This is a genomic window from Marinomonas sp. 63XJN7_9_ISO-PGPR-S23-217 (assembly GCF_056173515.1).
In genome coordinates this window covers 2,700,182-2,726,803 of record NZ_CM149678.1, presented here as the reverse complement: position 1 = coordinate 2,726,803, position 26,622 = coordinate 2,700,182, and the positions used below count along the sequence as shown (strand labels likewise).

Below are 26,622 nucleotides of genomic sequence, written 5' to 3'. Positions count from 1 at the left end.
TACCTTATCGGCATAATAAGAAATTACCCGTTGTAAAAGGAAGAACCTATTGTGCCCTATTCTCTGTCTTCGATTTCTATCTACCCAATCAAATCCATCCACGGCGTGGAATTAGCACAAAGCCAAGTAGAGTGGTTTGGGTTAACTGGGGATCGTCGCTATATGCTCATCAATTCAAATGGCGAATTTATCACTGGCCGAGAGTTTCCTCAGTTGGTCTTGATCAAAGCTGAGCGGCTTACTAATAAAACATGGGAACTGTCTCATCCTGATACTGCTATTAAGCTGGTATTAGACCCTGCGACCCTTAGCTCTACCTATCAAGATGTTGTGATTTGGGAAAAATCACTAAAAGCACAACATTGTTCGGAGCTGGCCAATGCTTGGTTTAGCCAAGTATTAAACAGTGATGTTCGCTTGGTTTATTTTGGTGAGCAATCTGAACGGTTCACGAAAAGAAGGCCTGAAAGTCCCGTGGGCTTTGCCGACGGTTACCCATTCCACTTAACTTCCCAAGCTTCTCTAGAGGAGTTAAATCGTACATGCCAAGAAAACATACAGATGACGCAATTTCGTCCCAATCTTGTTGTGACGGGCTCTCAGCCCTTTGAGGAAGAGACATGGAAACGTCTGCGGATAGGTGACGTCGAATTTGAGAATGTAAAACCCTGCGCTCGCTGTATTTTTACCACTGTACACCCAGAGACGGCACTACGCAGTAAAAAAGGCGAACCAATGAAAACATTAGGCAAGTTTCGCTTGCAGCCTGAGGAAAAAGCCATCAATTTTGGCATCAATCTCATTGCCCTCAATACAGGGGAGATTAACGTGGGCGACAAAATGGAGGTTTTAGAGTATCAAGAAGCCTTTACTTATCAAGACAAACGCTAACGTCATTTTAGCAGAGATAAAAAAGGGAGCCTCTCGATACAGGCTCCCTTTTTATTGTGAATCACTAACGTGTTCACTCAATACAAGATATTAAACGTCCTGTTTGGCTAAATATTCGTCGTAAGTACCGTGGAAATCAACAATGCCATCACTGGTCACTTCAACAATGCGAGTCGCCAAAGAGGAGACAAATTCGCGGTCGTGACTGACAAAAATCAATGTTCCTGGGTAGTTTTCCAGCGCTAGGTTTAAAGACTCAATCGACTCCATATCCATATGGTTGGTCGGCTCATCCATTACTAGCACATTTGGTTTTTGCAACATCAGTTTGCCAAACAGCATTCGACCTTGCTCTCCACCAGAAAGTACTTTTACCGACTTTTTGATGTCATTTTGTGAGAACAACAGGCGACCCAGCGTGCCACGAATCACTTGCTCGTCATCACCCTCTTTAGCCCACTGCCCCATCCATTCAATCAAATCGACGTCTTTGGTGAATTCATGGGCATGATCCTGAGCGTAATAGCCTATATTAGCATTCTCAGACCATTTCACTTCCCCTTTAGTCAGTTCCGTGTCACCAACCAAACATTTAAGTAGCGTCGTTTTACCAATTCCGTTCGGGCCGATAACGGCGATACGCTCACCGACTTCCACCATCATATTCAGGCCGCTGAATAGCTGCTCATCGTAAGACTTGGCCACATTCTCCACCTGAACGGCCATACGATGTAATTTTTTCTCTTGTTCAAAACGAATAAAAGGACTTTGACGACTTGATGGTTTGACTTCTTCAAGTTGGATTTTGTCTATCTGTTTCGCGCGCGAGGTGGCTTGTTTCGATTTCGAAGCGTTAGCAGAGAAACGACTCACGAACGATTTCAGCTCGTTGATTTGTGCCTTTTTCTTCGCATTATCCGATAATAGACGCTCGCGAGCTTGTGTTGCGGCGGTCATGTATTCATCATAGTTTCCTGAAAACAAACGCAATTCGCCGTAATCCAAATCCGCCATATTGGTACAAACCGAGTTAAGGAAGTGGCGGTCATGGGAAATGATGATCATGGTGCAGTTGCGCTCAACCAATACGCCTTCCAACCATCGAATGGTATTGATATCCAAGTTATTGGTAGGCTCATCAAGCAACAGAATATCTGGATCAGAGAACAATGCTTGAGCAAGCAATACACGTAGCTTTAACCCTGGTGCGACTTCACTCATTAAGCCATAATGCTGCTCGGTTGGAATCCCTACCCCTAATAACAATTCTCCGGCACGCGCATCGGCAGTGTAGCCGTCCATTTCAGCGAATTCCGCTTCCAAATCCCCCGCACGAAGCCCATCCTCTTCGGTCATTTCGGGATTGGCGTAAATCGCATCTTTTTCAGATTTAACGGCCCACAGCTCTGTGTGCCCCATAATCACAGTATCGATAACAGAATATTCTTCGTAAGCGAATTGATCCTGTTTTAATTTACCAAGGCGCTCATTTGGGTCTTTAGACACGTTACCAGAACTTGGCTCTAAGTCGCCGCCAAGGATTTTCATAAAGGTGGATTTACCGCACCCATTTGCACCGATTAGACCGTAGCGCTTGCCTTCAGCAAACTTAACAGACACATTCTCGAATAAAGGCTTGGCACCAAATTGCATGGTGATATTGGCAGTTGTTAACAAGGTATTTTTCCGCTTTTAAAAGTAAATTGAGCGCACCTAAGTTGGCGGCTTGCATTAATGGTCAGCATTATCGCACAGATCTACCTTGCTCTTTAAGGTACTAGATAAAATTACTGATAAAAAATCAAAAACGCTTAAAAACTAACAAAAAATACGCGAGATCAATGGAACAATTGCTTACAATCTTACTCCAATTATTACGACTCAACACAGAAACAGGCTGTCATTAAATGATAGAAGACGCTAAAACTTATAGAAACAGGGATACAAAGCTAACAAACAAAGGATTACTATCGACAGAGAAGAGACATTGATTGACGGGAGACCATAATGAAAACCGTCCTTAAGCAAGACACAAACTATAATCTAGAGCCATCTAAGCTCAAAGAAGGCTCGGTTTTTGGTGCCCTATCGGAACGCTCTATTACGTATTTACTTAACAATGGCGTGCTTATAGAACTGGACGCTGGTGAGCAGCTGTTTGACTATGGAGATAAAGGTGACCGTTTTTACATTGTCTTGGAAGGTCGTTTAGATTTCTACAAAACCCACAATAACCAAACCTCTCATACCAGAACCATCAACTTTGGTGAAGCCGTCGGTTTCGTCTCAATGATTGCTTTGCACGATAAAGTAGGTAAAGCCATTGCCAAAGAAAACAGCATTGTATTAGAGATTACCAGCCAATTGTTTAGTGACTTTCATGATGATCACGCGTTTGACTTTGGTATTTTATTAATGAATTTATCTCGGGATATGGCAAGGTCACTACGGGTGCTCGGTAATGCATTGGTAGAAAATCACATAAGCATCAATACCTAAATGAGGCCTGTTTTATCTTGGGCTTGTCTACCAAAACATTACCGGCGTAATTTACGCCGCGCTTAATATTTCTCTGCTGCTATAACTGAGATCTCAACTAATAACTCTGGACGAGCTAAACGAGCCTCAACACAGGCACGTGCTGGCGTGTGCCCTTGTACAACCCAAGCATCCCAAACATCGTTCATTGCGGCAAAATCTTTCATGTCGCGAAGATAAATAGTGGCCGATAAAAGATGTTCTTTACTAGAGCCCGCTTGTTCTAATAAGGCTTCCACTTTATCTAACATGGTTTGAGTTTGCTCAGTAATATCTGCATTTGCATCCGCCGCCACCTGTCCACAAAGGTAAATGGTACCATTGTGCTTCACAATACGACTCATGCGTGGCGTGATTTCTTGGCGCTCAATTTTCATAATCCACCTCAATATAAATAAAGCAGAATATTAACAACATTTGAAAAGAATATTCACCCGTAAATCTGCAAAAAATTGGCGTTTTTGACTGCAAAGAATTAAAATTCCAATCCTTTCTGAGCTTTTATGCCACGTTTAAAAGCATGTTTCACTTCCTTAATCTCACTGACGGTATCCGCTAACTCGATTAAAGCGTCACTCGCTCCTCTTCCTGTCACCACAAGGTGCTGACGCTCTGGTCGATTCATTAGCGCTTCCAGAACGTGATCTTCAAAAAGATATTCATAATGAAGTAGATATGTCAGTTCATCGAGCACTACTAAATCGAGGCTTGCATCCGCCAGCATATCCGCTGCTTTTTGCCAGGCCTCTTCTGAAGAAGCGATGTCCGCCTCACGATTTTGCGTTTCCCATGTAAAGCCAGAGGACATAATTTCCCATCTAATGCCGTCTTGTTTTTTAAAAAAATCAATTTCTCCTGTGTTCCACTCACCTTTTAGAAATTGCACTACCCCTACTTTCATACCATGACCCAACGCACGAGCGACCATTCCTAATGCTGAACTGGATTTCCCTTTCCCATTACCAGTTAAGAGTACAAAGGTTCCCTTATCTTCTTGGGCCTTGGCGATACGTTTGTCTACATGCTTTTTGATGTTTTGCATGCGTTTTTGATGTTTTTCTGGGTCTTGAATTGCTTTTGACACAATAGACTTCCTAGTTGATGTAAATTAACAATGAGAGAGTTAAGAGAGTGCCTTATCAATAGGACAGATATTGATAAGGCAAATAATGAGAGTTAACAACCCGTCATACTACACTCTATCATCCTCTGGATCATAGCCGAGATTTGGCGCTAACCAGCGTTCAGTATCTTCTTTACTCATACCCTTACGTTTGGCGTAGTCATCCACTTGATCAGGACCTATTTTGCCAATGCCAAAATACGTTGAGGCTGGATGGGCGAAGTACCACCCACTGACCGCTGCTGTTGGCAACATAGCAAAGCTTTCTGTAATTTCCATATCAATATTATCTTTGACATTCAATAGTGACCACAGTTTGGCTTTCTCTGTATGATCAGGGCAAGCAGGATACCCTGGCGCAGGGCGGATCCCTTGATACTTTTCTTTAATTAATTGCGCACTAGTCAAACTTTCATCTGGTGCATAGCCCCAGATCTCCTTACGCACTTTTTCATGTAAGAACTCTGCTGTGGCCTCGGCTAAACGGTCCGCAACAGCTTTGATCATAATAGAATTATAATCATCGTGATCAGCCTCGTATTTCGCGACGATGGGCTCAATACCAAAACCCGCAGCGCACGCAAAAGCACCGATATAATCAGAAATCTTCGACGCTTTAGGGGCAACAAAGTCGGCCAAGCTATGGTTATATTTTCCCGGTGCCGTCAGTTCATTTTGTATACGCAAGAAAGATAAACGTTCTATAACTTCACTGCGAGACTCGTCTGCATAAATCTCGATGTCGTCATCGTCTACCTGGTTGGCTGGAAATAAACCCACTATGGCACGCGCCTGTAAACTGGCATTCGCGATCACGTTATCCAACATGGCAAGCGCATCGTTATAAACACGCGTCGCTTCTGCACCAACCACTTCGTCCGTTAAAATGCGTGGATAAGCGCCAGCCAATTCCCACGTTTGGAAAAAGGGTGTCCAATCGATGTAATGTCGCACTTCAGCCAAATCGATATCATTTTCAGTCAGCACTGTAAGGCCGATTTTATTGGGCGTCACTATGCCACTGGAAAAATCGACGGGGGTTTTATTTAGACGCGCTTTGTCCAGTGAGACTCGACGACCTGCTTTGGCTCGGTCTTTATAGCGCAGGCGCGTTTTTTCATAATCGACTTTGATCTCATCGATAAAGGCTTGTCGGCGGTTTTTATCCTTGCTCAGTAAAGCGCTGGCAACCCCCACGCTGCGTGAGGCATTGGTAACATGAACCACTTGATTTTGTTTATAGTTTTGCTCAATTTTAACCGCAGTATGGGCTTTGGAAGTGGTTGCTCCGCCAATCATTACTGGCAGGTTGAAGCCTTGTCGCTCCATTTCTTTTGCCACATGCACCATTTCATCCAATGAAGGGGTAATCAAGCCGGATAAGCCAATCATATCGGCTCCTTCCTCTTTGGCGGTACGCAATATTTTTTCGGCAGGAACCATGACCCCAAGGTCAATGACTTCAAAATTATTGCATTGCAAAACAACGCCAACAATATTTTTACCAATGTCATGAACATCGCCTTTTACGGTGGCCATGACAATTTTGCCATTACTGGACGATGCGGTGTCCATGTTCAGGCGTTTCTCTTCTTCAATAAAAGGCATTAAGTAAGCAACGGCTTTTTTCATGACTCGAGCCGATTTGACCACCTGAGGTAAGAACATTTTACCTGAACCGAATAAATCCCCCACAATGCCCATTCCATCCATAAGAGGTCCTTCAATGACCTCCAAAGGACGGGCATACGCTTGACGTGCTTCTTCGGTGTCATCATCAATGAATTCAGTAATCCCTTTGACCAAGGCATGGCTTAAACGTTCTGTTACGGGTAAGTTGCGCCACTCTTGTGTTTCTTTTTCTGCGACCTCGCCAGTACCTGCAAACTCACCAGCAATGGCTAGCAAGTTATCGGTCGCATCCGGCGTACGATTCAAGACGGCATCTTCTACTGCATCACGCAATTTAATTGGAATGTCTTCATACAAAGCTAATTGACCAGCGTTGACGATTCCCATAGTCATACCCTGCTTAATCGCATGATATAAAAACACAGCATGGATGGCTTCGCGAACAGGATTGTTGCCTCGGAATGAAAACGACACGTTAGACACCCCACCAGACACCTTGGCATAGGGCAGCTCACGGGTAATGTCTCCCGTTGCTTCAATAAAATCTAACGCGTAACGGTTGTGCTCTTCAATACCGGTCGCTATGGCAAAAATATTGGGGTCAAAAATAATGTCTTCTGGCGGAAAGCCGACTTCATCAACTAGGATTTTGTAAGAGCGTCGACAAATCTCGATTTTTCGCTCTCGAGTATCCGCCTGGCCGAGTTCGTCGAATGCCATCACGATAACCGCTGCACCGTATTTCATGAGCTTTTTCGCTTGCTCTCGAAAGTTGTCTTCCCCTTCTTTCATACTAATGGAGTTAACAACCCCTTTACCTTGAATCCATTTCAAACCTGCTTCGAGAATGTCCCACTTAGATGAGTCCAGCATGATAGGCACACGCGAGATGTCAGGCTCAGATGCGATCAACTTAAGGAAGCGCTCCATGGCAGCCTTGGAGTCCAGCATGCCTTCATCCATGTTGATATCGATAATCTGCGCGCCGTTTTCTACTTGTTGACGAGCAACATCCAGTGCTGTATCGAAGTCCCCTTCTTTAATCAAGCGCTTAAACATCGCTGAGCCCGTAACATTGGTCCGCTCGCCAACGTTCACAAATAAAGTGTTTCCATCAATATTGAACGGTTCAAGCCCAGATAAACGACAGGCTTTTTCGATAGTGGGAATCTCACGGGGCGCAGATTGGGCGAAGGCTTTAGCAAAGGTTTCAATGTGATTTGGTGTCGTCCCACAGCAGCCACCAATGATATTAATAAAACCGGAATCGACCCACCCTTGAATCTCTTCAAGCATTTCTTCCGGCGTTTCATCGTATTCGCCAAACGCGTTAGGCAGGCCAGCATTAGGATGTGCCGATACATGTGTATCAGCAATGCGCGATAACTCTTCCACATATTGGCGCAAATCTTTTGGCCCCAACGCACAATTTAACCCCACAGAAAGTGGTTTAGCATGCGCAATAGAGTTCCAAAAAGCTTCAGTGGTTTGACCAGATAAGGTTCGGCCAGACGCATCCGTAATGGTACCTGAGATCATAATTGGGTAACGAACGCCTGTTTTTTCGAAATAATCTAATACAGCATAAATGGCGGCTTTGGCATTTAAGGTGTCGAAAATCGTCTCAATTAGAATGAGGTCCACACCGCCTTTAATAAGGCCATCAACAGCGACCGTATAAGCCTCGACTAGCTCATCAAAGTGTATGTTACGGAATCCTGGGTCGTTAACATCTGGCGAAATCGTACAAGTTCGGCTGGTCGGCCCTACGGCACCAGCGACAAAGCGAGGCTTCTCAGGGTTTTGCTGAGTGAATTCATCAGCGGCTTCGCGCGCTAATCGAGCTGATTCGTAGTTCAGCTCATAACTAAGCGCCTCCATATGGTAATCCAACATGGAAATGGAGTTAGCATTGAAGGTGTTTGTTTCAATGATGTCAGCCCCCGCCGCTAAATAGGCTGAGTAGATATCTTTGATGATTTTTGGTTGTGTTAATGACAGTAAATCATTATTCCCTTTTAGCTCGCTCTCCCAGTCTTCAAAACGTTCACCACGGTAGTCTTGCTCTTCAAGCTTGTACGACTGAATCATGGTTCCCATTGCGCCATCAAGAATCAGTACGTTTTGCGCTAAACGCGCTTCAATAATGGAATACGATTTGGACTTTACCACTGTCACTACCTCAATATGAATATGCGAGCTTACTATACCTAAAACTTAGCCGCTAAGTGTTGAATATTAATAATGTAGAATTGAATGATCTGACTCATCAAAGACACAATGCAAGAAGAGTAAAGTGAACTAATTCCATTGAAAACCCACAGACAAAAAAGCCCTGCTTCTTCTTGGAAAGCAAGGGCTTAGAATGGCTGGCCGCGACACCTATGTCATCTGTTTCTTATCACTAGTTCGTGGTATGGTAGGCCGCTTTATTAACTAGAGAGCGCGTTTGAAAAAATAGCAAATTATGCCTCTTTCTTTCTCCTACTCATATAGCCTGCCCCAAAGCCACCAGCTAACCCAAGTAATATTGCACCAGCCCAGAAGCCATATTTATCCAGTAAGTTATCGTTCTTCAGCGCCATTGTTTCACTACCATCGTACACTTGTCTTAAGATAACTTGATTGTGGTAGTTCATTTCTTGCGACACAAATAAGTTCAATTTAGCATTGGGGCGTTCGTTTAGGCCGTTTAATCGCCAACGCCATTGCAATTGACCATTTTGGAGCGATGCTTCAACTTTAGGGCTGCTGATCATTTGGATGGCACTATCCGTTACCAACTGAGCAACGTAACTTTGCCCTGCTACAGGATTAGCGACGCGGGCGGTGACAACAATCTCGAAGTTATTATGTAAAGAGGCTTCTTTAGGAAGCTGCCAAGTCACACTTTCTAGACTAACGGCTAGCTGATTTTTAAGAGAGGCTACTTCCGCTTGAAACGGAATCAAGTCATTCACTTGAGCCGCCAATTTAGTCCGCTCTGCAGCATCTTTGGCTGATTGTTCTTTTAAAGAGGCCAACTCTTTCTCTAAATTGGCTTTATCTTGTTCTAGGCCAGTCAATTGATCCGATAACGATTCGGCTTGAGCCTGGCTTGCTAATAACGCTTTATTGCTGTCTTTAAGCGCCTTGTTCGCATCAACATTCATTCGTTCGAGTTGAGCTAATTGCGACTCTAAAGCCTCTATGTGACGGGCATCAACCGTGTGTTGTGCAAGTTGCTTTTTAAGTGTCTGTACATTCTTTTTATAATCGTCAATCAAACTTGCCTGTGCGTTTAACTTTGCTTCAAGAGTCGCTATCTGGCCCCGAATCTGACTGCTTTCTTGGTTGGTTGCCGTGTCGTCAGAAGACGTTGATTGATTTCTATATTGATCAGTTAATTTAGCCTGTAGGTGCTTTATCATGCCTTCTTGTACGTGAATTTTATCCCATAAAGACTCTTGTTGTGCTCTGGCATCGGATATTTGACCTCCCAGCTTTAAATTCTCTGCTTTTAGTGAGTCTAATGCTTTCTGGTCGGATAAATTATCAAGGGTCAATTTGTTATAGCGCTGTTGTAAGGTTTTTTGCTTGCTTTCTAGTGAACGGTATTTTTTTTGCAAGGCGGAATAAGCAGAGTTTAGCGTTTGATAGCTTTTGTTTAGTTTTACAAAATCCAACGTAGCATTTGTGTTGTCTTGATTTTGTGACGCTTTGTTTACAGAAAGGCGGCTTGTAAGTTGTTTTTTAAGAGAGGCATTTTCTGTTTTCAGCTGGGCAATTTTTTTATTAAGTTGGTCATTATCAACCCTAAGCTTAGCGTATCGAGATTCTAAATCACTGCGTAGTCGCTTTTCCTTTTCTAGAGCAACCAAGGAGTCAGAATTTGATGATGATTTTCCAAGAGCATCTATTAAGGCGTCTTTTTCATCCAGCTGATGTTGTAATTCAGTCAATTTGCTTTGGTTCTTCGCTAATGTCTGCTGCAGCGCTTCAATACGCTGGTTTTTGGCTTGCAATGTTTCTTGAAGGGAGGCCTTCTGATTTGTGTTTGTCGGATTTTGCTGTGCTGATGCAACGGCTCCAATTGTGCTGGATTGACCTTGCGATGACGTATTACTCGTCGTGCTACAAGCCGTGGTCATGAGTCCTAATGCAATAGGTATAAACAAAGTGGTGCGACTTATCATTATATGCCCCTAAACAAACCCAAGCTCATCAATTAGTTAATCTGTTATGCCAGAATCCAGAGTGAAATGCAAAAAAAACGTAAATTTTTCACTCTTTTCAATAGCTTCTTTGATTGTAGATGCTGAAATAAAAAATACCCAAGACAAAACGTCTTGGGTATTTTTTTAACTATTGCATTTTATAAAAATAGCTTATGCCAAAGATTTTGAAACCACTTCATAAACGTCTTTAGAAAGATCTTCTGCAAGAATACGTTCTAACTGTTGTTTCATCTGATCACTTAACTCTGGCTTGAGTTTTTTCCAGCGTGTTAGTGGTGTACATAACCGAGAAGCCAATTGAGGATTCCGCTTATTCAAAACAATAATTTGATCGGCTAGGAATCGGTAACCAGAGCCATCTTTATGATGGAATCCTGAGATATTTTGACCAAACCCACCCAATACAGAGCGAACTTTATTAGGATTCTTCAAATCAAATGATGGATGTTCCATTAAAGTCTTCACAACACCTAATGCATCATGGCTTTCTTGTGAGGCGCTTAACATCAACCATTTATTGACGACGAGAGGTTCGTTTTTCCATTGTTCGTAGAAAGCCGATAACATTTCTGCTGCACTCGAATGGCCCGTATTCACCGCAATAGATAAGGCGGCAAACTGATCTGTCATGTTATTTGCGTGCTTAAATTGTTCAGTTACCGCCGTTTGTGCTTGCAGATCAGTTGATTCAGCCCAGTATGACAGCGCTGTATTTTTCAATGAGCGGTGAGCAATGTCTTGCGCGCTGGCTTGATATTCACCATTGACGAGATGTTTCTTATAGACTTCAGCAAGTTGAGCGGACAGAGCATTGGCAATGGTCACTTTCAAGAAATGACGAGCCGTTTTAATTGCCTGAGGGTCAATGACTTCGGCCAGTTCAGACAGATAGGCTTGGCTTGGCAATTCAAGAATCAAAGCTACCATCGCAGGGTCAAGTGTTTCGTCTTCTAGTAGTGCTTTAAAGCCCGCCACTAAATTCGAGTCGATAGAGAAAGCCTCACCATGTTCAGCTTGCTTAATCAGTTGGCTCAACTCATTTACCGCCAATTGTTGTGCCGCACTCCAACGGTTAAAGCCATCACTGTCACAGGATAACAATAGAAGCAGCTGTTCAGTGGTGTAATCGTAGCGCAACTTTACTGGTGCTGAGAATGAACGTAACAGCGATGGCACAGGTTTACAGTGCACATCAGTAAATTCAAATGTTTGCTCGTTGTCTTTCAGATGAAGCACGACATCATTTGAGAGCTCATCTTGAAAACCAACCGTTAATGCTTCGCCCTGTTGGCTTAGTAAGCCAACACGAATTGGAATATGCAGAGGAAGTTTTGTTGGCTGGGCCGGTGTTGGCGGCGTTTGCTGCTTAATGGTCAAACGGTAGGTGTTGGCTTGATCATCGTATTCATCTGTTACGGTTACAACGGGCGTGCCAGCTTGCGAGTACCAACGTTTAAACAAGGTTAAATCCACACCAGAAGCATCTTGCATGGCGGCAACGAAATCATCACATGTTACTGCTTGACCATCGTGGCGCTCAAAGTATAAATCAGAACCTTTACGGAATGCTTCTGCCCCTAACAAGGTGCGGATCATGCGAACGATTTCAGCGCCCTTTTCATACACTGTTAAGGTATAGAAGTTTGAGATTTCAATATAAGAAGCAGGCCGAACAGGATGTGCCATTGGCCCTGCGTCTTCTGCAAACTGTGCCGTTTTCAGAAAAGACACATCTTCCACACGCTTTACTGTTTCAGAATGCATGTCCGCAGAAAAAGTTTGATCACGGAAAACGGTAAAGCCTTCTTTTAGGCTCAATTGGAACCAGTCGCGGCAGGTAACTCGATTACCAGACCAGTTATGGAAATATTCATGAGCGACAATGGCTTCCACACGAAGGAAGGTATCATCCGTAGTCGTTTCTGGGCTTGCCAGTAAACAAGATGAATTGAAAATATTCAGTCCTTTATTTTCCATTGCCCCCATATTGAAATCATCTACGGCGACAATCATGAAAATATCCAGATCGTACTCACGGCCATAGGTTTCTTCGTCCCAACGCATAGCGCGCTTAAGGGCTTCCATCGCATAATCCACTTTGTCTATATTATGAGACTCAGTGAAAATCTGCAGTTTCACATCACGCTTACTCATGGTTGTGAACACATCATTCTTAACGGCAAGATCACCCGCTACCAAAGCAAAAAGGTAGGCAGGTTTGGGGAATGGGTCGTGCCATACAACAACCGTTTTCCCTTCGTCCGTTTTGCTACGCTGAATTTCATTACCGTTAGATAACATCACTGGGTAACGTGACTCATCGGCAATGATAGTGGTTGTAAAAACCGACATAACGTCGGGGCGATCTAGATAATAAGTGATATGACGGAAGCCTTCGGCTTCGCATTGGGTGCAAAACATGGAGGAAGAGCGGTACAAGCCTTCCAAACGCGTGTTGTTTTGCGGCTCAATCAATGTTTCGCAGGTAAGAACAAACGTATCAGCTGTTGCTGTAATAATCAGTTTGTCATCCACCAAACGGTATTCTTCACTAGGGAGTGCATAGCCATCCATTGCAACACCAATTAACTTGACATCTTCCCCCCCATCTAAAACCAGTGGTTGGGTTGATTTGCCACAGGCGGGGTTACGGCGCATATGCAAATGCGATGTGACTACCGTGCTAGTCTCATCAAGATCAAAGGTCAATTCGGTTTTATCGATAAGAAAAGGAGGAACCTTATAGTCTTTCAATAATATTGCTGAGGGTTGACTCTCTTTCATGTACTCTCTCCTAAAATGAGAATGATGCTTGGTAACCAGTGTATTTGCGAATATTAATGACGCCTGTATCGAGCATCCAATATTGACCTTTAATGCCCATTAACACCCCTTCTATGTCAGGGGTTTTATCGCCATTAAGACTGGTTACCTTCGTTGGGTAGTCTAAAACGGGGTAAGTAAATTGATGCGTTTCGTTTTCATCAGACAAATCGGTAATTGATTGCAAACCGAATTCATTCTGTAATGCATCCAACCCTTCGTATAACAACCCGATTAAACGTTCTTGCTCATATTCTAAATCCAGCTCGGCGGCGTTTCCCTTTAACATATTACGCCAATTGGTTTTATCCGCCACTTGGCTTTTGAATAAGGTTTCCACTAATCCCGACATACGACGATTGTTGACACGAAACAAGGCTCTTGCTTGGGTCGCCCCTTGGTCAATCCAGCGGGTGGGTAATTGATCACCACGGGTAATGCCTACTTTTAAGCCTGATGAGTTGGCAAGATATACATAATGATCTTGCATACAGTATTTTTCCCCCCACTCGGGTTCTCGACAAGTTCCTAGATGGAAATGACATTTCTCGGGACTCATAATGCAGGCATCACAAGCGGCCAATTTTTTAAAGCAAGGAAAGCAAAAGCCTTGGTTGAAGGACTTTTTGGTTTGTCGGCCACAATGCACACAATGAATGTCGCCGGAAAGATTCAATGAGATTTTTTGCCCTAATAGGTCATTTAAAGCAACACTTTCATTCCCTAGAGTCAAAGAATACTGAACTTGGCCAGAGGGAGCCGACACCGACATTTTTTTCAAATTGCCCAATAACATTAAACCTTACCCTTAGGGTCGTTGTTCACCCATTTAACGGTTTCATGCTCATTAGTGCTGGTTTTGCTGTCACAACCTGTATGTACGTTGCGATCAATGTACCCTACTCGGCTTTCTTCTGGCTTATTGCTATAGTCGTAGGTAATGACGGCCTGCAAGCAAAGCTCTTTTTGCTCTTCTGTTAAGCGCACACCATTTGGCCACTTACCCAATTCGACAGCTTGCTTCAAGCGAGCATAGACCTCTGGGGACATGTTATCGATCATTTCTTTAAAGTTCATCACACACTCTCATTGCCGCTATGACGCACGGCCTTTATAAATAACGGGCCAAGCCAATCCGCTTGTCGGATAGGCTTGGCATTTTAAATCTGGCGACTAGGTTTACAATTGTCGTAATGGCCGATGTTTGGTTGCCACCCAGTAAACAAGGCTTAATGCTAATCCAGCAAATAAACCAATCGTATGGGCTGTATTGGCAATGCTTCCTAATCCCAGAGACTCAGGAATTTGCGTATAACCGATTCCCAGCCATACCATAAAAAAGATCATCAAGGGTTTACTGACAATAACTGGCCAGTCTTTGCGTAGTATCGGCAACAGCCAAGCAAAGCCGATTAACCCGTAAACGACTCCTGATAACCCACCAAATAGAGGATTAGAATCAATTTCAAACTGCAATATATCGCTGAATATCGCGATAACAATAACGCCTACTATCCAAGCAAGTGAACCAATCATTCGTTCTAAACGACGCCCCACATCCCAAACCCATAAAGCGTTAAAAACGATGTGCATGACACTAAAATGAATCAATGCCGGAGTCAGTAAACGCCAGTATTCCCCTTGAGCCAGCACATCTGATAATGAATAGAAACGAATCTGACCGCCAATAACGGTAAAGGGCGAAATGGTAAAATAACGTACCATTGAAAGATCCGACCCTAGCTGAGTCACAAATGCAACAATGACCGCCGCTAACAACACACCGGCTGTGGCTGGTGCGGCTTTTATTTGTTCAACAATACTGGATGAAGACTGAGGAATGGGTTGACTAGGATCGATTTCGACTTTATTGAGCATCTGGGGATCATCAAGCCAAATCTTCACTAACTGTGCTGCAGGTTCTTGATGGGATGGATGATTCACCCAAAGTTCACGATGCCCATCATTCACAATGATCCTATGAGACATTTTTAAACGCCACAACGTTTGGCTTAATAAAGATGGGTCTTCATTCGCTGAAAATTGATAAACTAGATACATGGTCTGAGTGACACCTCTTATCCTATTGTTAGATACAACGTTAGACAATCGCTAGGATTTATAACTGGACTGCCAACCTAACTTGTCACGACATACATCGTAAAAATCATGGGTTTTAGGGTGTATTAAGCGAATGCCACCTGCTTTTTTCGTGATATGAATTTCATCCCCAGGTGCCGTTGTTATATTCAATTGGCCATCACAGCTAACACTTGGGTAGGTGAGATTTGTCTCACAGACCACGATGCGAATGCGCGCATTCGCATCAATAACAATCGGGCGATTACTCAATGTATGTGGGTGCATAGGCACTAATACTAGGGCATCTAATTTAGGTAGCATAATAGGGCCACCTGCTGACAGAGCATAAGCAGTAGAACCTGTTGGAGTGGCAACAATCAGACCATCTGACTTTTGGTTCATGACGAACTGGTCATCAATGAATAAATCAAAGCGGATCATCCGCGCCGATTTGCCTGGATGAAGTACCAAATCGTTTAACGCAATACCTTCACCACTCGGTCTATTTTGACGCTTTATCTTCGCTTCGATCATAAAGCGTTTTTCTTCGTAGTATTCACCACGAAAAATAGGCTCCAACTCTTCTTTCAATGCATAAGGCGAAATATCCGTTAAAAACCCTAGCGTGCCACGGTTAATACCAATAACAGGAATGTCATAATTACAAATGGCTCTAGCCGCACCGAGAAAACTTCCATCTCCTCCTACGACCATGACCAAGTCACATTCATTCCCCAACTCCTTTAACGGAGAAGAAGCCACCTTAAGGCCAGGCATCATGGCCGCTAATCCTGTTTCAAGTACAGGTTGTGAGCCCTTCTCGGCAAGGTACTCCATCAAACTTTTAACTGTCTCTAGGATTTGTGACTTATCTAATCGAGCAATTATGCCAACACGTCTAAAAAGACTCATTTAGTATTCTCTTTCTCATCTACTGGTGTCATTCGTCTGATCTAGCAGGGGATTGTTATGCTCTTTTTATTGCCTGCGTGCCGCGCCACTTTAACATGAAGCAGGCTATGACCGCTATCTGGTGATCTATCTTGTTTTAGGCATAACCACGCCAACCTTGCAACCCGCCAGTATGAATTAGCAATGTTCGTCGATAGGGCCAGTCTCCTTTATGCCATTGCTTCATAACATAAAAAAGGGTCTTGCAAGTATATATAGGATCTAACGGCAGGTCAGGATTCACTGCGTTGCATTCGTCAATAAATTCCAGCAGAGACCCACTGTGTTTGGCAAACCCACCTTCATGAGCCTCGGAGTGAAAAAATAAGCGTTTGTCCAAGGCCAGTTCAGTCTGTGTGCTATTCATTGTCTTTAATGACAAGGCTAGCGCTAAGATATCAGCTCGTTGATGCTCAGCTCCTTTTAAGGCACTGATAACGTGTAGATCAACCGGTTGTGGATGTGATAATAGCCCTGCTGCGGTCGTGCCCGTTCCGGCAGATACCACCCAAGCATCATATTGATTATCTAAGGCTTCAATATGTTTTGCCCAATCAAGACAGCCTTTGGCACCTAGCTCACCGCCACCACCTTCTGGAATCCAATAAACATCGCCGTATAATGCATTAATTTGCTTTACCACATCCGCATTCAAGCCACGCTTATACTCTCGCCTTAACGCAGGCCACAGTTCAACACCATTCCAAACCACATCACGTAATGTTGGTGTTAACCGTGGATGGAGCTCTCCTCGTATCACGGCAAGTGCTTTAAATTCTAGGTGAGTATTAAGCGTCTGGGCGAATGCATGAAGATGATTTGAGTATGGGCCCCCTAATGAAGCTATGTACTTCGCTTGGCGTGCTTTAGCTTCTAACAGATGATATTTCAGTTTATGCCACTTATTACCCGGCGCATAAGGGTGTTCAAGATCACCACGATAGACAAAGAACTGGCCTTGCCTATGCAGATTTTCATAACGCTTAGGAATGATAAAGGGTTGAATAATGGACAAAAAAAAGCCTCGATGGTTAGTCGAGGCGAATTCTAGCACATATTGAAGGGAGCAAAATAAGGGAATATTCCACTGCATTCTCGTTGTTTGACCTCAGCCCTTAAAATAAGTTCAACAGTAAGGCAAAGATAATAGAGAACAAATGTCCCTATGCATGGCATTTCTTTGTTAAAATTTTGGCAGTCATCATTAACGGAGTAAAAGATACATGATTCCATCTCTTTCTGAAGTCTCGCCCGTTCAGGCTAAATACCTCTCGTTTATTGAGCGCCTGAAGGCTTCAGGATTTTCAGGGGATACCAATCCTGATTATGCTAACCGGATTGTCTTGTCAACGGACAACTCCATTTACCAAATCTTGCCTCAAGGGGTTATTTACCCCAAATCCGCTGAAGATCTGCAATGTCTAGTTAAGCTGAGTAATGAGGACGCTTTTCACGATATTGTGCTCAGTCCTCGTGGTGGTGGCACTGGTACGAATGGTCAATCTCTCACGGATGGTTTGATTGTTGACTTGTCTAAATACATGAATCGTATTATTGAGATCAATGTAGAAGAAGGTTGGGCGCGTGTCGAAGCGGGAGTGGTAAAAGATCAGCTCAACAAAGCTATTAAGCCTCATGGGTTATTTTTTGCGCCTGAATTATCGACCAGTAACCGGGCCACGATCGGTGGTATGATCAATACTGACGCGAGTGGACAAGGCTCAGTAATGTATGGCAAAACGCGAGATCATGTACTGTCACTCAAAACGGTTTTTTTAGATGGTACATTACATGAGTCGGCTCCCATCAATGATGATACATTAGAGAAAATTAAGTCTGGAAGCGATTACGTTGCCCATGCCCATCGGGTAATTGATTCGATCCAAAAAACGAAGCAGCAAGAGATTGGTGACACTTTCCCTGAATTAAATCGTTGTTTAACGGGTTACGACTTGGCCCACATCCGCACGGACGATGGAAAGTTTAATTTAAACTCAATTCTATGTGGTTCCGAAGGCACGTTAGGGTTTATTGTCGAAGCGAAAGTTAACTTGCTGCCGATCCCAACCTATGCGGCCTTAGTCAACATCCGCTACGATAGCTTCGAGGGCTCCCTTCGCCACGCTCGGGATTTATTAGCGGCCAAACCGGCTTCTATTGAAACAGTCGACTCAAAAGTGCTGGGCTTAGCGAAAGGCGACATTATTTGGGGTTCTGTCTCTGAGTTCTTTCCCGAAAATGAAGATGAAAACATTCAAGGAATCAATCTTGTTGAATACACGGGAAATGATGAGCAGGAAGTCACTAAGCGCATCAAGGTGCTGACAGACAAGCTAGATGACGCGAATAAAGAAGGATCTGGAAGTAGCGCTCTAGGCTACACCGTTGCTATGGGGCATGAAAATGTCAATAAGCTTTGGGCAATGCGTAAAAAATCCGTTGGGCTGTTAGGCAATGCCAAAGGAGAAAAGCGTCCTATTCCATTTGTTGAAGACACCGCCGTGCCTCCGGAAAATCTCGCGGACTTTATCATGGAATTTCGTGCTGTCTTAGACAGTTACAAGGTTCAATATGGCATGTTTGGTCATGTTGATGCAGGTGTTTTACACGTTCGCCCTGCGTTGGACTTAAAAGATGAATCCCAAGAACCGATGATTCGCGAGATCACCGATAAAGTGGTCGCTTTAACACAAAAGTATCATGGTTTGCTCTGGGGGGAACATGGTAAAGGGGTTCGCTCTGAATATTCGCCCTCCTTCTTTGGTGAACTTTACCCCAGCATTCAACAAGTCAAAGGAGCCTTTGACCCCAGAAACCAGCTCAACCCAGGTAAAATAGCCACGCCATTTGAACTGGGTGCTGATCTTCTTAGAATTGATAACGTGCCGTTACGCGGTCAATTTGATCGACAAATTCCCTTGCACAATCGAGATCAGTTTAAAGAAGGTATGTACTGTAATGGCAATGGCGCCTGTTACAACTTTGACCCCAGTGATGCCATGTGCCCTTCTTGGAAAGGTACACGCGATCGTCGTCATTCGCCAAAGGGGCGAGCTTCACTGATGCGTGAATGGCTGCGCAGTATGAGTGAACATGGCGTGGATACGCTAAAAGCGAGTCAAGACATAAAAAACAGCCACTTTATATGGCGGTTTATTCCTCGCTTAAAAAATACGCTGGCCAAGCGTCGTGGACAATATGACTTTTCTAACGAAGTGCATGAGTCGATGATGGGCTGCTTGGCATGTAAATCTTGCGTTGGGCAATGTCCTATTAAGGTTGATGTGCCAGAGTTTCGCGCCAAATTCTTAGAGCTCTATTACAGCCGCTACCTACGTCCTGCAAAGGATTATCTCATTGGCTCTCTCGAGTTTATGATGCCAACGCTCTCCCTGTTTCCGCAGCCATATAATTGGCTGGTTAAGAACCGTTGGATCAATCAACTGAGCAGTAAATACTTTGGCTTAACTGATAGTCCGGCGTTGAGCACGCTCAACCTAAAAAAAGAAATGTCGCGTCGAGGCATACGCTTGGCTACGCCTATGGCCATCGAATCACTCAGCCCTAAAGATAGAAAGCGTGCCGTTATCATTGTCCAGGATGCCTTCACCAGCTATTTTGAGACGGAACTGGTACTGGATACTATGGAAATGCTGACCCGCCTTGGTTTCCAAGCCTATCTTGCCCCTTACCTACCAAATGGTAAACCCCTGCATGTTCATGGTTTCATGAAAGCGTTTGAGAAGGCCGCCCGTAAAAATCTCGACATGTTGCAAAGCTTGTCGTTTTACGGCTTGCCTTTTGTTGGTATTGATCCTTCAATAACCCTTACTTATCGATCAGAATACAGCAAAACCTTTGGCGATAGCCGTCCAATCCCTACGGTTCAACTCATGCAGGAATGGTTGGCAGAGCAAGCCGAACATTTACAAAATCAGCCTCTTTGTGGAGATGGCAGCACTTACCATTTGATGACTCATTGCACGGAAAAAACCAATGCAGCGGGATCGATCAAGAATTGGCAAGAGGTATACAAACTGCTTGGCTTGACGCTAAAGGTTGAAAATGTAGGTTGCTGTGGTATGGCTGGAACCTACGGCCATGAAGCCAATAATGTAGACACTTCTAAAGTCATTTATGAACTGTCCTGGAAAGAAAAAATACATGACCCAACCCTTGCTGGTAAACTTGTTGCTACAGGGTATTCTTGCCGTAGTCAGGCAAAGCGTTTGGATGATGCAGCACTCCCCCATCCTGTCCAGATACTGCTGAAACATATTAAACAATCGGCGGTGACTTCGTAAGGCAGAGCGTCTCATAAGGATGTCTCTAACTTGTTCTTGCTAATCGAGCCAGTTGATATCTGGCTCGATTTATTTAAAGGAAAACCATGAATTATCTTAATTTGCTTCATGACAGTGCGGACGAGTTCGGTCCCATTCGTGTTTATGACGATGGGAAGTTTCGTATTTTATCTTTTGCTGATGGGGACGAGCAAAGTCGTATCAAATTAGCGACGCCCCATATATTGCAACATGAGTACACGCAGGCCATGACGCTAACCTTATTGTTTTGTCAACAGCCCAAACGAGTAGGCATATTAGGTTTGGGGGGCGGAACCTTGTTAAGTGCGCTTTACCACGCTATACCCAGCATACAAATTACCGCAGTAGAATTAAGAGAAGAAGTGATTGAATCGGCCAAAATGTACTTCAAGGTACCACAAGGCAAACGCATTCAAATCGAACACGCTGATGCCCAAGAGTACATTAAAAAAGGTTTTAATCGAAAGGTCGACATTCTAATGACAGACCTTTATAACACAGATGGCATGGAGCACGGTGTTCTAGAAAAAAGCTTTATTGAAAACTGTGCCAGACAGATCAAAGAAGACGGTTGGTTGGCTCTTAACTGTTGGTTAAGCCATAAAGATGACCCCCATTTAGTGTCGACATTAAAAGCCTCATTCTCGGATATTCGCGCATTAGACACAGGTAGTGGTAACTGGGTCGTGTTAGCAGGCAAAATTAAGAATGAGATGAACAGCAAAGAGCTAAAGGCCATCGCTCAGAAAGTAAGCCAACAGCTTGGTTTCCCACTCAATAAGTGGTTATCTCGGCTTTACACTATTGAATAACAATAACTTTTCGCTTTCTTATGCATGACACCCTAAATAATACAAAAAGGACGCATGCGAGCGTCCTTTTTGTATCTCATGTAGAGAGAACATTGTTTATGTAAACTAAGCTGGCAGAACACTGTCAACTAAGGCTTTCGCTTCTGTTTCCAGTTTCGCTAAATGCTCTTCTGAGATAAAGCTTTCCAAATAAATTTTATAAACATTTTCTGTTCCTGATGGGCGAGCAGCAAACCAGCCATTTTGTGTCGACACCTTCAAACCACCAATGGCGGCGTTATTCCCTGGTGCATGAGTCAATACACTCACAATATCTTCACCTGCCAGCGTTGTTTGCGTAACGTCTTTTTTATCTAGGGCACCAAGAATGTTTTTTTGCTCAGGAGTGGCGACCACATCAATGCGTTTATAATAGGGTTTACCATACTTAGCCACTTGCTCTTCGTATAAGGTTTGTGGATCTTTGCCTGTCACCGCTAAAATCTCAGCAGCCAGCAAGGCCATAATAAATCCATCCTTATCTGTCGTCCAAACTGATCCATCGTGACGCAGGAAAGAAGCGCCAGCACTCTCTTCTCCTCCAAACGCCATCGAGCCATCAAAGAGCCCCTCAACATACCACTTGAAGCCGACAGGAACTTCGCATAACTGGCGGCCTAACCCTTCGACCACTCTGTCTATCATGCCACTGGATACGAGGGTTTTACCAAACTTAATGTCTTTCGACCAAGCCGGACGGTGGGATGACAAATACTCAATTGCTACCGCTAAATAGGCATTGGGGTTCATCAAACCAAAACCTGAACAGACAATGCCATGGCGGTCATAATCAGGATCATTGCCCACGGCAATATCAAAATTATCTTTCAATTTCAACAAGTTCTGCATGGAATACGGGGATGAACAATCCATGCGAATTCGACCATCTTTATCAAGTGGCATAAAACGAAATGTTGGGTCCACTTCATTGTTTACGACAGTGATGTCTAATCCATACTTCTGCGCTATAGGGCCCCAGAAATGAATGCCTGAACCACCCATTGGATCAACACCAATTTTAACGCCAGCCTTAGCAATCGCAGGCATATTAATTACGTTTTCAAGGTCATCAACATAATGTTGAATGTAATCAAACTCTTCGACCAGCCCTGAGGCCACTATTTCTTCATTCGAAAAAGATTTCACATCGAGCAGTTCACTTGCCAACAAAGCATTGGCTCGCTTAGCAATCCAATCGGTAATATCTTTGTCAGCCGGGCCCCCTTTTATAGAATTATATTTAAAACCACCGTCTTCTGGTGGGTTGTGTGATGGCGTAATGACAATACCATCACTTCTATCGGCTTGGGGGGCCTTGGCATTATGCGTTAATATGGCATGAGAAATAACCGGTGTGGGTGTAAAGCCACCGCCTGTTTGCACTCGTACCCGAATACCGTTTGCCGTTAAAACACTTAGTGCCGTTTGAAAAGCTGACTCAGATAACGCATGAGTGTCTTTCCCTAAATACAAAGGTCCTTGAATAGCCTGACTTTGACGATAATCAGCGATGGCTTGGCTAATGGCTAAAATATGATTCTCATTAAAGCTAGACTGGAAAGCACTGCCACGATGTCCAGACGTACCAAAACTCACCTGTTGAGATGAAATCGAAGCGTTTGGTTTTTCCATAAAATATGCCGTCATTAGTTCTGGAATATTCACTAATGAGCCCTGTTCGGCCAACAGCCCAGCACGTGGATGAATTGCCATGTCTCAAATGCCTCTTAAGAAAATGATACGAATTAGTGTGTCTTATTATTATGACGGTTTCAACGGCCATGCCAAGTGTTTTCCATGATGACTCAATCACTTACTGGGATGATTGCATTACAAAATAACCCAAAAATACGATGGAAAACCTTCTTTCCCGACTTTCCTGCGAGCACGACTTAAGCCATACTCAGAATAAAAAGGATGGTTTTGATCTATGATGAATCAAAATGCGCTTATTCTTTCAGGGGGAGGAGCTCGTGCGGCTTACCAAGTTGGCGTGCTTTCCGCTATAGGTAGAATGGTGGTAAAAGGCAGCCCGCTTCCTTTTCCAATTCTCTGTGGCACTTCCGCCGGAGCCCTTAACGCTACTATGTTGGCCACCAATGCAGGGAACTTTACCAAAGCCGTTTCTAAATTAGCTTTTGTCTGGCGTCATTTAACCCCGGAAAGAATCTATAATATGGGGCGTTGGCCGATTGCGACCTCGATTACCAAAACACTCATTTCATTATTTCATACACAAAACCACGCAACACCAATAGCCTTGATGGACAACGCTCCGCTAAGAGAGCTTCTCGATAATTTTCTTGATTTTTCAAACATTGACACAGCTATTGCAAACAGGAATTTAATTGCATTGGCCGTCACCGCCATGAGCTACAGTACAGGGGAATCGACTACTTTTATGCAGGGCTCTGATATGATAGGGCCTTGGCATGACAACAGGCGACGTGGCATTCTCGAGAGCATTACCACTGAACATTTGTTAGCGTCCAGTGCAATTCCTGGCATCTTTCCCGCCCAGAAGGTTCAGAATCACTTTTATGGAGATGGTGCCATCAGACAAAAATCGGCGATTTACCCTGCCATTAAAATGGGAGCGAAAAAACTCTTTATTATAGGGGTCAGCGGCAACCGTCGAGCCAACCTTCAATCCGACCTCCCCGACGAATACTCAGCGCCAAGTGTCGCGCAAATATTAGGCCAGCTACTAAACAGTGCGTTTATTGACAACCTTGAGGATGACATTCATCAACTGGAGATTATGAATCAGTTAATTCAAGATATTCCGAAAGACAAGCGTGGGCCTTACGAACTCCCTTCAGAAACGTTGATAATTTCACCATCAGAAGAAGTAAACGCCATAGCGGAACATTACATCGACACCCTTCCCAAAAACATTCGAGTACTTATTAAAGCAACGGGGGGATCTATTTCCCAAACGGCCAGTTCTGCAGCCAGCTATTTACTCTTCACGCCAGAGTATTGTAAGGCCATGATGGAGCTTGGTTATAAAGATGCCATGCTCGAAAAAGAGAACATTCTTAAATTTTTTGAAAACGACGAACAGAATACAACTTCTAGTAATAAAGCAATGGTTTATTAAGTCGGCTAAGAAGTTTGAATGGACATATCGACAAAGTAAAAACAAAAAAAACCGCTCAGTGAGCGGTTTTTAGTGTCGAATTTAGCGAAACGACATCACAAGGTTAAGCGACGTAAATCGCTAAGCAATGAGTTAAGATAGGTCATAAAGCGACCTGCATCGCCACCATTCACGGCTCTATGATCATAAGACAAACACAGAGGCAGCATAGTGCGAGGCTCAAACTCTTTACCATTCCAGCGTGGTTCAATATCGGCTTTAGAAACTCCAAGAATACCCACTTCAGGCGCATTCACGATAGGCGTAAAACCTGTACCGCCAATAGCCCCAAGACTAGAGATAGTGAAGCAGCCACCCTGCATATCAGCGGTTTTCAGTTGCTTATCCAGAGCTTTCTTAATCAGCTCATTGGCTTCTTTAGCAATTTGAACCACCGATTTTTTATCCGCATCACGTAATACAGGTACCACCAATCCAGCGGGTGAATCCACTGCAATACCAATATGCACATAATGTTTTTGAACATAGCTTTCGCCGTCGGACATCAAAGAGACATTAAAAGCGGGGTTGGCAACCATCGCTTGTGCCACCGCTTTAATAAGGAATGGAAGAGGTGTTAATTTCACACCTTGTTTTTCCATTTCGCCTTTTAACCCCTTACGGAAAGCTTCAAGATCAGTAATGTCAGCTTTGTCGAACTGCGTTACATGGGGGACAACCAATGAGTTGCGAACCATGTTTTGCGCTGTCAACTTCTGGATTTTGCTCATTTTAACGACTTCAACGTCGCCAAATTTGCTAAAGTCCATATCTGGTACTGTCGGTAGACCTGAACCAGTTGTTACCGCGCCAGCGACAGGAGCAGACGCAGCTTTTTGAACAGCCGCTTTGACATAAGTATGCAAGTCTTCTTTCGTGATACGGCCACGAGGACCTGTCGCACGAACAAGCGCTAAATCTACGCCCAATTCACGAGCTAACATACGTACAGCAGGGCCTGCATGAACGTTTTTAGCTGGCGAACTTAGTACCGCAGATTGATCCGCTGCTGCCGCTTTTTGAGGTGCAGCTTTCGGCGCAGTTTCTTTTTCTGACACCGTGTTTTGCTTAGGTGATTCTGCTTGGGGGGTTGGTGCAGCAGCACCCTCCACTTCTATCTCAAGAACAGCGTCGCCTTCGGAAACCTTATCACCCTCTTTCACAGAGACGGATTTTACCGTGCCTGATTTTGGTGATGGAATTTCCATGGAGGCTTTGTCTGTCTCTAGAACGATGATGGAATCCCCTTCAGAGATCTTATCGCCAATAGCAACACATACTTCAATGATATCAACGCCTTCTGCGCCACCAATATCAGGAACGGCAACTTTTTCAACACCGCCAGAAGTAGCTTGCGCTTGAGGAGTAGCATTAGACGACTCTTCACCAGAGGCTTTGTCAGAAGATGGCGCTGACTCAGATTCAGCTTGGGAAGGCGCTGACGAGGTTGTCGCCGTGCTTTCAGTCATCAAGACAAGAATCTCATCTCCCTCAGAAACGGTACCGCCTTCTTTAATCAAAAGCTTCTTCACTTTACCGCTTGCTGGTGCTGGTATATCCATAGAGGCTTTATCGGTTTCAAGCACGATGATGGAATCACCTTCTTGCACTTCATCGCCTTCTGCAACACACACTTCAATCACGTCTACACCCGTCGCACCACCAATGTCTGGTACAGACACAGTTTGCTCGGAAGGTGCTGGCATGGTCGTTTTTTGAGCAGGCTTTTCTTCTGCCGTTGGAGTTTCTTCTTTTTTAGGTGTTTCTTTCTTTGGCTCTTCAGAAGCGGCTTCAGCTGCTTCAACTTCAAGCACAAGAATGTCATCACCTTCGGAAACAGTATCGCCTTCTTGTACTTTAATAGAGGTAATTTTACCTGCTATAGGAGAAGGCACGTCCATAGACGCTTTATCTGTTTCTAATACGATAATAGATTGGTCGATCTCAATAATGTCGCCAACTTTTACGCTGACCTCAATTACATCGACGTCAGTCGCACCACCAATATCCGGTACTCGAATGATTTCAGTACTCACGGAAATCTCCT

General features: G+C 44.0%; 18 protein-coding genes. 5 read left to right on the top strand and 13 right to left on the bottom strand.

The genetic code is table 11. From position 1 onward, the window contains the following. Positions 1–51 precede the first annotated feature (51 nt). Positions 52–891, top strand: coding sequence for an MOSC domain-containing protein (locus AC0VYI_RS12660; RefSeq protein WP_475443306.1), 840 nt, complete (start codon positions 52–54; stop codon positions 889–891). Positions 892–981: 90 nt separating this feature from the next. Here AC0VYI_RS12660 and AC0VYI_RS12655 read toward each other — a convergent pair whose 3' ends face one another. Next, on the bottom strand, positions 982–2,568 hold the full coding sequence (locus AC0VYI_RS12655) for an ABC-F family ATPase (RefSeq protein ID WP_475443304.1): 1,587 nt from the start codon (positions 2,566–2,568) through the stop codon (positions 982–984). Positions 2,569–2,898: 330 nt separating this feature from the next. On the opposite strand from AC0VYI_RS12655, the gene AC0VYI_RS12650 reads away from it, so the two are divergent. Then, positions 2,899–3,390 carry a Crp/Fnr family transcriptional regulator gene (locus tag AC0VYI_RS12650; protein WP_199476373.1) on the top strand — a complete coding sequence of 164 codons (492 nt, stop codon included), beginning with the start codon at positions 2,899–2,901 and terminating at the stop codon, positions 3,388–3,390. A gap of 62 nt (positions 3,391–3,452) precedes the next feature. Here AC0VYI_RS12650 and AC0VYI_RS12645 read toward each other — a convergent pair whose 3' ends face one another. The 10 genes from AC0VYI_RS12645 to AC0VYI_RS12600 form a co-directional block, all read right to left on the bottom strand. Next, the gene (locus AC0VYI_RS12645; RefSeq protein ID WP_475449765.1) at positions 3,453–3,806 is read right to left on the bottom strand and encodes a RidA family protein; all 354 of its coding nucleotides are present in this window, start codon (positions 3,804–3,806) and stop codon (positions 3,453–3,455) included. A 98-nt stretch (positions 3,807–3,904) separates the two neighbouring features. Further along, positions 3,905–4,513, bottom strand: a complete 609-nt coding sequence (cobO, locus tag AC0VYI_RS12640) for a cob(I)yrinic acid a,c-diamide adenosyltransferase (RefSeq protein ID WP_475449763.1) — start codon at positions 4,511–4,513, stop codon at positions 3,905–3,907. 108 nt (positions 4,514–4,621) lie between these two features. After that, complete coding sequence (gene metH / locus AC0VYI_RS12635; protein WP_475449761.1) at positions 4,622–8,356, bottom strand: methionine synthase; 3,735 nt, start codon at positions 8,354–8,356, stop codon at positions 4,622–4,624. Positions 8,357–8,649: 293 nt separating this feature from the next. Next, on the bottom strand, positions 8,650–10,359 hold the full coding sequence (locus AC0VYI_RS12630; RefSeq protein WP_475449759.1) for a hypothetical protein: 1,710 nt from the start codon (positions 10,357–10,359) through the stop codon (positions 8,650–8,652). A gap of 192 nt (positions 10,360–10,551) precedes the next feature. Then, positions 10,552–13,185 (bottom strand): aminopeptidase N, encoded by a 2,634-nt coding sequence (gene pepN, locus AC0VYI_RS12625; RefSeq protein ID WP_475449757.1) that lies wholly within the window; start codon positions 13,183–13,185, stop codon positions 10,552–10,554. A gap of 10 nt (positions 13,186–13,195) precedes the next feature. Beyond that, entirely contained in the window at positions 13,196–14,020 is an 825-nt protein-coding gene (locus AC0VYI_RS12620; RefSeq protein WP_199476379.1) for a DUF2797 domain-containing protein, read from the bottom strand. Further along, positions 14,020–14,301 (bottom strand): YeaC family protein, encoded by a 282-nt coding sequence (locus AC0VYI_RS12615; RefSeq protein WP_475449755.1) that lies wholly within the window; start codon positions 14,299–14,301, stop codon positions 14,020–14,022. The genes AC0VYI_RS12620 and AC0VYI_RS12615 overlap by 1 nt, the downstream gene beginning before the upstream one ends. A 102-nt stretch (positions 14,302–14,403) precedes the next feature. Next, positions 14,404–15,285 (bottom strand): rhomboid family intramembrane serine protease, encoded by an 882-nt coding sequence (locus AC0VYI_RS12610; protein WP_475449753.1) that lies wholly within the window; start codon positions 15,283–15,285, stop codon positions 14,404–14,406. Positions 15,286–15,336: 51 nt separating this feature from the next. Further along, positions 15,337–16,218, bottom strand: a complete 882-nt coding sequence (locus tag AC0VYI_RS12605; RefSeq protein ID WP_199476382.1) for an NAD(+) kinase — start codon at positions 16,216–16,218, stop codon at positions 15,337–15,339. A gap of 136 nt (positions 16,219–16,354) precedes the next feature. Further along, positions 16,355–17,350, bottom strand: coding sequence for a 1-aminocyclopropane-1-carboxylate deaminase/D-cysteine desulfhydrase (locus AC0VYI_RS12600; protein WP_475449751.1), 996 nt, complete (start codon positions 17,348–17,350; stop codon positions 16,355–16,357). A 130-nt stretch (positions 17,351–17,480) separates the two neighbouring features. Between AC0VYI_RS12600 and ydiJ the strand changes: the two genes are divergently transcribed. Both ydiJ and AC0VYI_RS12590 read left to right on the top strand, forming a co-directional pair. Then, entirely contained in the window at positions 17,481–20,561 is a 3,081-nt protein-coding gene (ydiJ, locus tag AC0VYI_RS12595; RefSeq protein WP_475449750.1) for a D-2-hydroxyglutarate dehydrogenase YdiJ, read from the top strand. 86 nt (positions 20,562–20,647) lie between these two features. Beyond that, positions 20,648–21,394: a spermidine synthase gene (locus AC0VYI_RS12590; protein WP_475449748.1), complete on the top strand. Its 747-nt coding sequence runs from the start codon at positions 20,648–20,650 to the stop codon at positions 21,392–21,394. Between the two features lie 105 nt (positions 21,395–21,499). Here the strand turns inward: AC0VYI_RS12590 and pgm are convergent, their stop codons facing one another. Further along, positions 21,500–23,146 carry a phosphoglucomutase (alpha-D-glucose-1,6-bisphosphate-dependent) gene (gene pgm, locus AC0VYI_RS12585; RefSeq protein ID WP_475449746.1) on the bottom strand — a complete coding sequence of 549 codons (1,647 nt, stop codon included), beginning with the start codon at positions 23,144–23,146 and terminating at the stop codon, positions 21,500–21,502. Between the two features lie 217 nt (positions 23,147–23,363). Here pgm and AC0VYI_RS12580 point away from each other — a divergent pair, with 217 nt between their 5' ends. Continuing rightward, positions 23,364–24,536 (top strand): patatin-like phospholipase family protein, encoded by a 1,173-nt coding sequence (locus AC0VYI_RS12580; RefSeq protein ID WP_475449744.1) that lies wholly within the window; start codon positions 23,364–23,366, stop codon positions 24,534–24,536. Positions 24,537–24,631: 95 nt separating this feature from the next. Here the strand turns inward: AC0VYI_RS12580 and aceF are convergent, their stop codons facing one another. Next, positions 24,632–26,611 carry a dihydrolipoyllysine-residue acetyltransferase gene (gene aceF, locus AC0VYI_RS12575; protein ID WP_475449742.1) on the bottom strand — a complete coding sequence of 660 codons (1,980 nt, stop codon included), beginning with the start codon at positions 26,609–26,611 and terminating at the stop codon, positions 24,632–24,634. Between the last annotated feature and the right edge of the window lie 11 nt (positions 26,612–26,622).